Here is a 12,921-nt window from a genome sequence, read left to right as displayed (position 1 = left end):
GGCACGACCTCGCCACACCCGTGCGGTGTCGTGGCTGACGGCACACGAGAGCCGGCGCCAGCGGAGATCAGGGCATCGCCCAACTCTTGCGCACCGTTCCTCGGTCTCAACCGCGCCATCTTCCTTCTATTTGCAATCCAAACGACCCGCCGCAGTCTGGAGCTTGCCGAATTCGTTGTGAATGTGTTGGAGGTCCGCGAAGGGATCCTTGGCAGCTTTTTTTCGCTTGCGATCCTCCAGTAACTGATACCACCATGCAGCAAGCTGCGATTTTCGCGCAGGGTCCGTCGTCGATTGAATGTCCTTTGTAAGCTGGTTGGCCTGATTGCCGAACTCGGCCACCTCAGCCTCTTCGATCTTCCGCCGGTGCGCGAGGACCTGATTTAAACTCTTACTCATGTTTGCCTGCAGCTCTTGGACCTCTTGGAGCCCGAGGCTCTGGCACCACGCCGTGTTCTCCTTCATGCCTTCGATGATCTGGCGGTAGCAGGCGATGGCGGACGCTGCGTCCTGGTGGATCAGGCAAGCACGAGCTGTGTCTGACGCGTTGACAGAGCCCGACCGACAGGTTGCCAAGACTAGCCCGACTAGAAACCGTGAGAAGACAGCGCGGGACATGGTCAACCAATGCTACAGAAGCGCGACCCGTCGTCAATCCTCATGGGGGATTGCGCTTGTTCTGCTTGAGCGGGAGTCCGCCGAAGTGACTTTCGTTCATGGCTCAGATGAACTGACAGTCGCCGCGTGCCAATCGTCATTTCTTCAGGCGTGGCCAGCGGCTGACCCTGCCAAGCCGGCCGTGCTTGATCTCATGGCGAAATTGCGGCATTTTTTAATTAACTAGGACCAAAGGCAGCTTGCGTTGTATTCAGCCCTGGAGGTCTATCATGCCTCGGTCTACGCCTGCTTTTCTTGCCTGTTTACTGACAATCATCGCTGCCCTTAACCACTCTACAGGTCAGGTCGCGCAAGCTGAGGACAGGCCACTCTTACAGCAGCGCACCCCACCGGCCAGCGCTCCGATCGTATTGGCGCAGTATCGCAGTAACGGGGCGGCAGAAAGCAATGCCGGTGCGGTCTTTGCAGCCCAATCAATGCTGGCGCGCCTGGGCTACGCGGTCGGTGAGGCCGACGGCGAGATGGGACCCAGGACGCTTGAAGCGATCGTTGCCTTCCAGCGCGCTCGGGGCATGCCTGCCACTGGACGCCTCGATGCTGGGTTGATCAAGGAACTGCAAGCAGCGGTCGCCGCGACCGACAATGCGCCTGGGCGGAACCTCGCAGCTGAAGCGACTTCGGCACCGCTTGCCGACGCCGCTGGCGACCGCCCTAGTTTCGACTGCTCCAGGGCCGGTCGGCCCGACGAGCGAGCCATATGCGCCTCGCCCGAACTGCGCCGCCTGGATCGAGACGTTGCGCAATTCTACTTGCCGATCTCCACCGACCGCGCCAACCGCGATGTGCAACGACGTTTTCTTGCAGAGCGGGTCGAATGCCGCGGCAATGTCGCGTGCCTGAGACAGGTCTACGAGGTCCGGTTGGCGGAACTCCGGCGCGCGTCAGGTTCGCCCCCTGCCGCGTCATCGGCGGTTCCACCGGTGCCTGCATCGGTCGCCACCCTGCTGCCGGAGTTGCGGCTGCACCAGGGGCTTCCTGCAACCGACAAATACGCGCCAAGCACGCGACGCGGTATCGCCTATCTGCTGACGCTGGTGCGTTTCAACGAAAATCGGGCCCTGCTGGACGACTCCCGCATGGCCTTCGGCTTCGCCCAGGCCTTTCTGAGCGGGCCGCGCCGGGCCGAGCTCCTCAGCCGATACAACTGGGCCGGCAACAACGAGTTCGAGCAGGACAGGGCCCATCGAGCTTTCATCGAACACGATGCACCGGTGCTGCTCCAAGCCGCGCCCAGGCTGCCGATGCAGGTCGTGATCGTCGATGACTTTGATATAGGACGCTTTGACCGGGCCCGAGGGGGATTCCCAATTGCCGGTCTGCGCCTGGAACTTGACGGCGCGCCGGCTCAGTTTCCCATTCCCACCTTCGCACCCATGGCGGAAGCTGCGGCCGAGCAGGTCCTGAGGCATCTGGGGAACCGCCGCCGCGTTCAGATCGCGGCCACCGTCACCGTGACGCGTGTCGGCGCGGAGGCGCGTGACCTGTCCTATCGGCTTGAGCGGCTTATCGCCTATTCCGACGAGGCGCTTCGCACTGCTCTGCATCAATTCCCGACCGAGCAGGCGCCGGCCTCCGTCTCGGACGGGCAATCCACCATCGCTCGGATGGACAGCGCCGATATCACGGCGGAGACGATCCTATTGGCCCAACTCAAGGCCGGTCTCGAACCCGGCGCACGCCTCGACTGGGCCTCGGAGGCGCGGGCGAGGCTACAGTTCGAACAGAGGATCTACGCCACCAACGCCGGGGCGAATTGGAAGGCGATTGATCCGTGGGGGCCGTTTCATCCGCGCTCGGCATCGCAATCGACCGTCCGCAAGGAAGCCTACGAGGCCTGGACGCGCGAGCGGGCCAAGTCCTTGCCGAACCGGCTGGTGCTGCGGTCTCGCGGTCATCTCATGGCCGACGGTGCGGTCGCCAATACGGGGGCGACCGCCACGGCCGGAATCCCAGCTGTCCTGCCCGATATCCAGCTCTCCGACTTTCACGGGTTGGATGAGAGGAGCAGCGTCGTCTCCTATACCGGAGCGCAGATCAGGGGCCTGGAAGAACTCGTCGGCCGCTCCGTCGGCGGGACTGCAAACCGACTTATCCTCATCGGGCGGGAGCAGCCCGACGAATTCCGGGCGCTGCTGTTCGAACGGCCGGCCGAGGATTTCCGCATCAAGGTCGATGCTCAGGCGCTGCAAGGCGCTGTCAATCGGGTTCGAGCGGCCCAAGGCGACACGCGGCTGGAGGTCCGGTTCAGCCTGAGCCATGGCGAGCCGAGGCGGCTCATGGCGGACCGTCTGAACCTCGTCGTGCTGCCGGTGAAAGGGCTCTCAGCATCGGTTCATGTGGGTGGCATGGAGGTCGGCAAGGCCTCCTTCGACCAGCAGGCAGTGCCATCATATGGCACGGGCGACCGCACGGTCGAGCGGCCGACTGAAGCTGTGCTGCCGCTCGATGCGGAAACGCTCGATCTGCTGCTCGTCAAGCATCTGCCGGATTCGTTGAGCGATGCCGACTGGACCCGGATGCTCCTTGCCCGCTTCGCGCTGGAGAAGCGGCCGATGCCGGGCCAGACCGTCCGCTGGGGGCGTCATTTCAGAAATATCAGCCTGGAACCGAACACCGAGGATACTTCCCGGCTGCTCGAAGGCTTCAAGGCCTGGACGCGTGCGCGCGCCGACCAGCTCCCGGCGAAGTTCCAGACCCAGTTCGGGCGGACGGGGGAGACGCTGGTTCGCTTCAGCAGCGCTCTATCCGAACCCAGGTCGGAAGAAGGGCTTCGATCGGAGGTGATGGGTTGTCGGAAGGATGCGAATAGGGAGCCAGCCCAGTGCGACCGCCTGGAAGCCGCTGTCATTATGCAGGATCGGCTGACACCAATTCTGGGCACACAGGGATGGCAAAGCTTCGGCCCCAGGGTGCAATGCACATCGAACGATGCCTACTGCGCAAAATCGGTGTCGCTCTCGCACGTCCATCCTGGTGGCTTGACGCTCAACACCCTGTTTGAGATCTCGCAGCAAGTGGTGACACGGCTGCCAGCGTCAGACGGGCGCCCCGCGAACCTCGACTTCATCGTCGAGGTCACGGGCGCGCGCATCGCGGATCGGCTACCGGAGTCGGACCGTGCGGCCGCGGGCTTCTTTCTTCAGAAGCCGCCGGTAAAGCTCCCTGTTCCGGTGCTCAGCCTGACGCTGATCAAGGCCGACATGGTCGATCCGACCACGAAGCAGGTGCGGCTTCCCTTGTCGCTGGAGCCCATCCAGCCGCAGGCTGTCAAACCTGTGCCGCCTAAAGTGTCCCCTGGGCGCTACGACATCATCGGGATTCGACTGGGCCAGAGTTTCGCAGAGGCCGAGAAGCTGATCCGCAACCATATGGAGGTGGGCCGAGTGCTCAAGGGCACAAGAGCACGCTCTGACAATCCGCTAATCACCCCGGCGACATCAGGCAAACTCTTCATCTCGGTAGACGGACGCGAGATCATTGCCTTGATCGACGAGCCGCCCGCCGCTCCGGAGCGGGTTCTCGCCGTGTGGCGTCGAATCTATTCCGAAGCCGGCCAGATTCCCGTGCAAGAAGTCTTGCAGGCACTGCGTCAGAAATACGGGCCGGCCTCTTCCGGGCAGGTCTACGAGAACTTCAACCTCTGGACCGAAAACGGCTCTCGCTGCGGATCGCACGCCTATTCCTACGGGGGGCAGCAGATTGCACTGTCGACGAACTGGCTGAATGATGAGGCAAGCCCGCCTGTCATTCTGCCGGATGGTCAGGTCGTTCCCGATGTTCGGTTTCCGATCGGGATGCTGGACCCGCTCGACCGTCGGAAGGTGCTGGGCACATGCGGCGAGGCGCTCAGCGTCAACGTCGAGTTCAGCGCCTCGCGCGGATTGCGCGCGGGATTTCCCACGAAGAGCTTGGACTGGGTGGAATCCATCCTGAGCGACGTCGAACCCTATGCCGAGGCATTCGCAAAAAGCCGAAAGGCGCTTCAGGATGCCGGACGAAGCGCAGGGACCGGGTCGTCCGGCCGGGCACCGGGCATCAAGTTCTAAATTGTCGGATCATCTGCCGAGCCGTCTCACCCTGTCGGAGGATCGTCATGCATCGCATCGGGCCAACGATCCCTAGACTCGCCCTCGCGGCTTTTGCGCTGTCTATGCCCTTCGAGACCCAGGCCCAGGCTGACCCCTGGGTCGGCCGTTGGGGAGCGCCGCGGTGCGGAGAAGGCGAAACGGAGATTGTCCTGGACCGATCGACGCTCGACCTGTCGACCTTCGAGACCACCTGTCGGGTCCGGAATGTGCGACAGCGCGCGGCTGCCAGATTCGAGATCGAAGCGAATTGTAGCGGCGAGGGCAGACAGAGCCGGATGACGTTCACCGTCGAGGTCTCAGGCTCCGTGTTAACATTTGTTTCAATGCGCGGGTTCGACTTTGACCCGAAGCGCTTTCAGAAGTGCGCAGCTCGAGGATCGGCAACGGGTGCGCCAAGCGCCGCAAGCTCGGGATCACAGCGCGTCGCAGCCCCTGGCCTGCCTCTTACGCGCGGCTACTACGTGGCGGAAGGCACTCCGTGCAGCCAAGCATCGAATGGCACACTTAGCCTTTTGCGGCGCGACGGCATGGGGGCTGGGCGGGAATTGTGTCAGTTCCGGTCGATTGAACGTCTCAGCGAGTCGCGCTACCGGGTCCGTGAAAATTGTTCGGAGGGCGGCGAGCAGACTGTTCTATATGAAATCCTGGGGCAAACCCGCTATCGAATGACCAACGCGACGGGTTTTTCCTACAGTGCTCGGTATTGTGAGCAAAGCCAGTTGCCCTTGCCATGGAAAACCATCGACCTCGACGATCTAATCCGATGAATCCGGAACAGTGAGACGTCCTGCTCGTCAATAATTGCCGAGGCCAACTCGCCTTAGCGCGATGCTCCATCCACGGATAGAACTCGTGAGAGCATTGCCTACCGAAGGCGGATCCAGGCAGAGAGCGGGATCTTCGGAACCCTTTGATGGACCAGGTGACCTGATGCCCGGTCGAGGTCCCTGAACGGCGATCGGCACACTAGAGCCACATCCAGCTCGGAATTCCTTGCCCCGATCCGGAAACCTCCTTGGCGGGGCTGCCTGGGCGTCCTGTAGTCATTGGACGAACAGGACTGATCCGCAATGGCGACGATCCGGAAACTCCGGGGCAGATGGCAGGCACAGGTGCGACGGCGCGGTATGGCGCCTCGCGCCAAGAGCTTCGACCAGAAGGCGGACGCCGAGAAGTGGGCACGCTCCCTGGAGAGCGAACTCGACCGCTGCGGCATGCTACCGGATACGCGCGTAGCTGAATCTACGACGCTCCGGTCGGTCCTGGAGCGCTATATGACTGAGATCTCGCCCAGGAAACGAAGCGCCCATACCGAAATCTCGCGGATCAAGGCGCTCTTGCGTCGCCCGCTCTGTCACCGGACGCTGGCGCTGCTGTCGAACTCGGATCTCGCGACCTATCGCGACGAGCGGCTTCGGTCGGTCTCGCCTTCGACCGTGATCCGCGAGCTCAACACGATCAGCCATGCCATCGACACAGCGATGCGTGATTGGGACGTCTATCTGCACCGCAACCCCTGCAAGCTCGTGCGCCGTCCGAGCCCACCTCGAGGGCGCAACCGCCGCCTGCGCGACGACGAGGAGCAGCGCCTGCTCGATGCTGCCGATAGCGGTAGGAATCTCTACATGCGCGACCTAATCGTGCTCGCGGTCGAGACCGGCATGCGACGCGGTGAACTGCTATCGCTCGACTGGCAGCACATAGACCTGGGGACACAAATCGCGCACCTGCCCCTGACCAAAAACGGAGAGCCCCGCGACGTCCCTCTGTCCTCGCGAGCACGCGGTGTCCTCCAGCGACTCTGGGAGGGCCAAGGAAGCCCATCAGCGGGCCGGGCGCTACCCACCAGCGAGAGCGCGGTCGTTCAAGCCTGGGGCCATCTGTGTGGCCGCGCTGGCATCACTGGCTTGCACTTCCACGACCTGCGCCACGAAGCCGTGTCGCGCCTGTTCGAGAAGGGGTTGAACGTCGTGGAGGTGTCCACGATTTCGGGCCACAAAGAGCTGCGCATGCTCTCGCGCTACGCGCATCTTCGGGCGACGGATCTCGTTAGCCGGCTGGGATGAGCGCAGGCGCGAGCTCCCGGCAAACGACCGAGAGCTCGGGCCCCAGCTTCAACGTATGGTCGCGGTTCCACCAGCCCCGAATGCCTGGGAATAGGTGATGTTGCCGAAGACGAACTGCCCCCGTGTGCCATTGCTCAATCTGACGATCGCTGAGCCGGACATCAGATCGGGCGTGCGTGTGACGACGATCTGACCCGTCTTGCCGTTTGAGCACTTGCCGGTCAGCACGAGCGCCGGGTTGGGGTCTCGCACCTGGTATTCGCCGGCGCAGCGCGCGCCTCCCGGCGTCATGACCCAGAACGTGCCGACGCCATTGTTAAAGGCCGTGACCTGCCCTGCGGCCGGCGTCGAGCCGAACTGGCCTGTGACCGGCAGTGCGAACATCGCAACGGGCGCACCAGGCTGTGCAGAGACGCAGGCGGTCAATCCCGCGGCTGCGAGGACAGTGAATGTTACGGCAGACTTCATGTGGATCCCCAGCTCTAGGCTCGACATCGGCAGGGCCGACGCGCGCGCGAGCTAGAGCAGAATGTCGAGCAAGGAGCTACTCGCTTGCCCCCACCTCAGCATGCGCATCACCCCACCGCATTCAGGTTGCGCGTCGAGCTGACGAGGTTGCCCAGAGGGAAACGAACGTTTCCATCGAACGGTCAAATGTAAACATCTGGCCTCATTCGAGACCGATCACGTCAACAAATACCTATTCAGAACGTCCTTGCAGGCGTCATTATGGACCCTGGAACGGTCGGAATGACACCAGAAGTTTCCATGATGTTTCCCTTAAGTTGACAGTTTAGGTGCGAAATCTGCTTTTTCTCTCGGATGGAAACTTGCTAGCGAGCTGGACACCGAGAGAGACCTGGAGCGAGCGCAATCACGAGTAGACCATCTGCCTACGGCGCTCGAGGAGCGCAGGGAGTGCGTGAAGGTGCGACGAAAGCCCTTGCCGGGTCGAAGCGGATACATATTCGGGCTCGCGCTCGTCTGTGCGGCAGAACTGCCCGACTTGCGACTGCCTCGCAGAGCTTTGTCGGCGCTGGGATGGAGAGCCAACGCCTTGAGGGTGTTCGCTGCCAGCCGAGAGCGGTCAAAGATGATAGGTCTGAGCACGCCGAGATCATCCTGTAAGGGGAGCCCTGGTGCCGCCCGTCCTCCGCTCTCTGTGAGAGCACGCGACCGCCGACGCGCTGGCGCGATGTCGAAGTCCTAGAAAAATTCAAGTAAGCTGATGGGGATGCATTCCGTGCCCACCGATGTCCTGAGTCCAAACCTCCTCTGTTGCGGCTTACCGTAGCACCCTGATCACCCTGTCGCGTTCATTGTTCTGGCCAGGAAAAACGGTCCCCTACAAATAATAACCCGACATCTCTTCGACGCTCTGCTATCATCATTGACGTGAACTAATCCTGCTTGTCAGGATCTCATCGTGGCGAAGATCGACGGCATGCCGAATACAGGACGGCTGCTATGAGGTGCCACACCGAGCGGCTATCGGACCAGCGCTCCCCTGCTGAAGGGCAGGACGCCTCGGTCGCAGGTTGCACCGACAGCTACGCGCTGTGAACGCACAACAAGATGGAAGCTCTGCGTCGCCGCACCTTCCACTCTCGCCGCTGTCGTGTGCTATGCAGCGTCGAGGGAATTCGAGCTCGTCTCGATAACCGCGTGATCCTTTACTGGATCGAGATTCGGAACCGCATGCTGGTCAATGGACGCCACCAGCTGTAGCTCACAACTACCAGGTTCTTTAGCCACTTCGACGGAAGCAATCCTCTCCCCAGCGTCCATGCCCAGCTCATGGAAACGTGAGGGAGAAAGTCATCTCTGGAAGCTCATTGCTGCTTTTGATCCATCGTCGGTGAATCTGCTTGCATCTGCTTAAGGCGATGAAGGAGACGCTTCGCCGTCGTTGTGGACCAGGCATGACCTCGTGCTGTCGTGTGCCCGAGCTGGTTCAGTTCCTTCGCGACGGCTGTCGGGCTGAGCTCTGCGTCGCCGACCTCGTTGCGGATCCGCTCGATCGTGGTCTTCAGCTCAAACGCGCGGCGGTCGGCATTTCTTGAAAGTGTAGCCCTGCCACGCTCCTGAGCCTCAGCGGATGCCTGGTTCTTCGGCTTGATCGCTTTACGCAGGCGGCGCTTGATGACGCTGCCGTGGACGCTTGTTGCGGAGCTCGCGAAAAAGTAGAGGCTCTGTTTTTCGGCTGTTGAGTAGCTCGCCCATGGACGGCCGTCATGCGCGTTGGTGATGCCGATCGGCAGTGCGTCGAGGATCGTCATGCACCGGAACGCTGCCTCACTCTCCAAATTCCGCATGAAGCTGAACGGATCAGCAAGCAAGAGTTCGGCGCCGAGCTTCTGAGCTGCTTGGACGGCCAATACGAACTCCGGATGATCGACGAAGACCGAAGGTCGGTAGGTCGTGATCGCAAGATGAAGCGCCTTGCCGGCCAGATTGTTGGCTCTGCATCGGCGCGCGAGCATGCTCGCTTGAGTCGCAACAGCCGGAATCCGCTCAGCCGCCTTTTGGTCGCGTGGCATTTTGCCCGCGATCGCGAATATGAACGAGACGGCTGCGCGCAGTGGACTAACTTGATCTGACATTTCTAATCATGTGATGACAATTGTCAGTCGCGCTCGCACGCGTGGCGTCGCAGTGTCAAGCGAGATTCGGGCGGCGTCTCGGCACGCCATGCGCCGCTGATTGGTGGCCGCGGGAGAGATGACCTGAAGTTCCGCGCGTCGATCGGGTGTCGTCTCCATTCCGGTCTGTGAGTCGACCGTCCGATTTGCGAGGCAACTTATGCCCCGGCCTTCCGGTTTGAGCCCGGACGTCTCTATAGCCGTTCGAAACAGCGTTCGTGGACTCGTCTCCGGATGACAGCAATTCCCTGCCATCGTGCGTCTATTACTATCTATGTCTATCTTACTTTCATAAGTAAGTAATATACGAACGACGGCAGGGAATAGGCTGTTCCGGGAAGGAGCACCGGTGCTGCCGACGCATTCCACAACTACAAGACATGGGGCAAAAGCAGCGAGATGCCCGAGTTCCGGGACGCGATCACTGCGGCGATGAAGCGGGTCGATCGACCGATCGCTTGGGGTGCGCACTGGCTGGCTCCGCGTCCCCGGAGCTGCTCAGCTTCGCTCTTTGCGATGAAGCTCGCCTGTGAGCTCCTGTGTGCTTCCTGTGTTGTGTCTGCATCGAGACAATCGCGCGAAGATGCTCGACGCTGGGCAACTGCGATGATCGTGTGAGACCGGCATAACGTCGCAGTCGACCGATGGCCTCGCCTTGCCTTAGAACGTCCCACGCGAAGCGGTGGGACGATAGGGTCGGCATGGTCACGGGTGAGTTGCGCAGCAAGATCGATGCGGTCTGGAATGCGTTCTGGGCGGGCGGGATCTCGAACCCGATCGAGGTGATCGAGCAGATCACCTATCTTCTGTTCCTGCGTGGCCTGGACGACGCGCAGCGGCTCGAAGAGAATCGTGCCGCGCGGACGGGCCAGCCGATACGCCGAACGATCTTCCCGGCCGGCAAGGATCCGCGCGGGCTCGAATACGAGGCGATGCGCTGGTCGCAGCTGCAGAACAAGCCGCCGGCCGAGATGTTCACCATCGTCTCCGAGCACGCCTTCCCTTTCCTGCGCGAGATGGCCGAGGACGACACGGCCCACGCCGCACATATGAAAGGCGCGCGCTTCACGATCCCGACGCCGCAGCTCCTGGCGAAGGTGGTCGACCTGCTGGCCGGCATTCCGATGGATGATCGCGACACCAAGGGCGATCTCTACGAATACATGCTCGGCAAGATCGCCAGCGCCGGGCAGAACGGCCAGTTCCGCACGCCGCGCCACATCATCCGGCTGATGGTCGAGATGACGGCGCCGACGCCGAAGGACGTGATCGTCGACCCCGCGTGCGGCACCTGCGGGTTCCTCGTCGCGGCCGGCGAGTATCTGCGGGACAATCATCCGCGCCTCTTCCACGAGACCGAAAGCCGCGACCATTTCAACGAGGAGATGTTCCATGGCTTCGATTTCGACAGCACGATGCTCCGCATCGGCTCGATGAACATGGTGCTGCACGGCGTCGAAGGGCCGGACATCCGCTACAAGGACTCCCTGGCGCAGGAGCATGCCGGCGATGCCGATCGCTATTCGCTGGTGCTCGCCAACCCACCCTTCGCCGGCTCGCTCGACGCCGACCAGGTCGCCAAGGACCTGCAGCAGATCGTCAAGACCAAGAAGACCGAGCTGCTCTTCATGGCGCTGTTTCTGAAGCTACTGAAGCCTGGCGGGCGGGCGGCGGTGATCGTGCCGGACGGCGTGCTCTTCGGCTCCTCGACCGCGCACAAGACGATCCGGAAGATGTTGGTCGAGGACCACCGGCTCGACGGCATCGTCAAGCTGCCCTCCGGCGTCTTCCGGCCTTATGCCGGCGTCTCCACGGCGATCGTGCTCTTCACCAAGACGAATTCCGGCGGCACCGACCAGGTCTGGTTCTACGACTGCCAAGCCGACGGCTATTCGCTCGACGACAAGCGCACCCCGCTGCTGCCGGTCGAGAAGCTCGGTCCGCTGCCTGGACACGTGAATGCCTCCGGCCACTTCGTCAACGAGGCGCTGAGCGGGGAAGAACTGGCGAAGAACAACCTGCCCGACATCGCCGCACGCTGGGAACAGCGGAGCGGCCCCGCGCGCGAGCGCGCCCCCTCGGCGCAGAGCTTCTGCGTGCCGAAGGCCGAGATCGCAGCCGCTGGCTACGACCTCTCGCTCAACCGCTACAAGGAGGTGGTGCACGAAGCTGCAGATCACCGCCCACCGAAGGAGATCATCGCCGAGCTGAAGGCGCTGGAGCAGGAGATCACGGACGGGCTGGTCGAGCTGGAGGAGCTGCTGTGAGCTTTCCACAGGTCGCTCTCGGCGAGTTCATGCTGAACCGGAACAGTTCTACGGACCCTGCCCGTTTTCCCGATGAGCTGTTCACGCTCTATAGCATTCCAGCATTCGACGCTGGTCGCCCAGAACGCCAGTATGGACGTGACATCGGCTCTGCCAAAAAGAACATCGAGCCAGGCGACATTCTGCTATCGAGGCTTGTTCCTCACATCCGGCGAAGCTGGATTGTCGGACACCACGACCGAAGTCGAATTATTGGTTCAGGTGAATGGATCATATTTCGTAGCTTGAAGATCAATGCCGCCTATTTGCGCCATTTCTTGGTCAGTGACCTGTTCCATGGTCAATTCATGCGAACCGTAGCGGGGGTCGGGGGCTCGTTGCTGCGTGCCAATCCGCATCAGGTTGCGGAGATAACCATTCCTTTGCCCCCGCTCGACGAGCAGCGGCGGATCGCGGCGATCCTGGACAAGGCGGATGCGCTGCGCCGCAAGCGCAAACGCACGCTCGACCTCCTTAATGGGCTGACTCAGTCGACCTTTTTGGAGATGTTCGGCGACCCAGTTAGCAATCCCAAGAGACTTCCGGCGACGACCTTGGGAGAATTAGGCGTCGATATGATTTATGGCCCGAGGTTTTATAACGAGGAATACAGTGCGGACGGAACTTCTATCGTGCGTATCACCGATCTGTCCGAAGCTGGTGAGCTCGATTATCAATCCATGCCGAAGCTCAAGGTCTCAGATGAAATGCTTGAAGAGCACCGTTCTCGGCCGGGCGAGCTTCTTTTCGCTCGGACCGGCGCAACAGTCGGAAAGATCGCCCTAATACGCAATGAAGACCCTGTTAGTATACCAGGGGCATACTTTATCAGATTGAAGTTCCCTGAATGCATTGATCCGGTTTTTTCGTGGCATTGCTTGAGATCCCGTTCTATCCAAGAGATAATTTTTGAACGATCCCGTCAGTCTGCTCAGCAAAATTTCAGCGGACCTGGCCTTCGTCGATTGCCCTTTATTTTGCCGACGTCTCAACAGCAAAGCGCATTCGTAGCTCGCGTCGCCAGAATTGCGATGTCGAAACGGCCCGCCTGGACACAAGACATGGAATTGAGCACCCTTTTCTCCTCCCTCCAGCACCGCGCCTTCACCGGCCAGCTCTAGCCCCGCGAGGACACCGCCTG

Annotated in this window: 8 protein-coding genes; 5 read left to right on the top strand and 3 right to left on the bottom strand. The window is 61.5% G+C overall.

Translation table 11 applies throughout. From position 1 onward, the window contains the following. Window positions 1-126: 126 nt before the first annotated feature. Window positions 127-465, bottom strand: coding sequence for a hypothetical protein (locus tag NUV79_RS16655; protein ID WP_257734213.1), 339 nt, complete (start codon window positions 463-465; stop codon window positions 127-129). Window positions 466-887: 422 nt separating this feature from the next. On the opposite strand from NUV79_RS16655, the gene NUV79_RS16650 reads away from it, so the two are divergent. From NUV79_RS16650 to NUV79_RS16640, 3 genes are all read left to right on the top strand, one after another. Then, entirely contained in the window at window positions 888-4,724 is a 3,837-nt protein-coding gene (locus tag NUV79_RS16650; RefSeq protein ID WP_257734212.1) for a peptidoglycan-binding protein, read from the top strand. Window positions 4,725-4,771: 47 nt separating this feature from the next. Then, a complete protein-coding gene (locus NUV79_RS16645; RefSeq protein WP_257734211.1) occupies window positions 4,772-5,533 on the top strand; it encodes a hypothetical protein in 762 nt (253 codons plus the stop codon). A gap of 303 nt (window positions 5,534-5,836) precedes the next feature. Then, window positions 5,837-6,832 (top strand): site-specific integrase, encoded by a 996-nt coding sequence (locus NUV79_RS16640; protein ID WP_257734210.1) that lies wholly within the window; start codon window positions 5,837-5,839, stop codon window positions 6,830-6,832. Window positions 6,833-6,880: 48 nt separating this feature from the next. Here the strand turns inward: NUV79_RS16640 and NUV79_RS16635 are convergent, their stop codons facing one another. Then, window positions 6,881-7,300 carry a hypothetical protein gene (locus NUV79_RS16635; protein WP_257734209.1) on the bottom strand — a complete coding sequence of 140 codons (420 nt, stop codon included), beginning with the start codon at window positions 7,298-7,300 and terminating at the stop codon, window positions 6,881-6,883. Window positions 7,301-8,664: 1,364 nt separating this feature from the next. Next, window positions 8,665-9,435: a recombinase family protein gene (locus NUV79_RS16630; RefSeq protein ID WP_257734208.1), complete on the bottom strand. Its 771-nt coding sequence runs from the start codon at window positions 9,433-9,435 to the stop codon at window positions 8,665-8,667. Between the two features lie 740 nt (window positions 9,436-10,175). On the opposite strand from NUV79_RS16630, the gene NUV79_RS16625 reads away from it, so the two are divergent. Beyond that, on the top strand, window positions 10,176-11,741 hold the full coding sequence (locus NUV79_RS16625) for a type I restriction-modification system subunit M (protein WP_257734207.1): 1,566 nt from the start codon (window positions 10,176-10,178) through the stop codon (window positions 11,739-11,741). Beyond that, window positions 11,738-12,901 carry a restriction endonuclease subunit S gene (locus NUV79_RS16620; RefSeq protein WP_257734206.1) on the top strand — a complete coding sequence of 388 codons (1,164 nt, stop codon included), beginning with the start codon at window positions 11,738-11,740 and terminating at the stop codon, window positions 12,899-12,901. The genes NUV79_RS16625 and NUV79_RS16620 overlap by 4 nt, the downstream gene beginning before the upstream one ends. Window positions 12,902-12,921: the final 20 nt, after the last annotated feature.

The sequence above is a fragment of the Allobosea sp. 47.2.35 genome, from assembly GCF_024655635.1.
In the GTDB taxonomy this organism is placed as follows: Bacteria; Pseudomonadota; Alphaproteobacteria; order Rhizobiales; family Beijerinckiaceae; genus Allobosea.
Note: the sequence above shows the minus strand (reverse complement) of the source record. Positions and strands in the feature narration are given on the sequence as shown.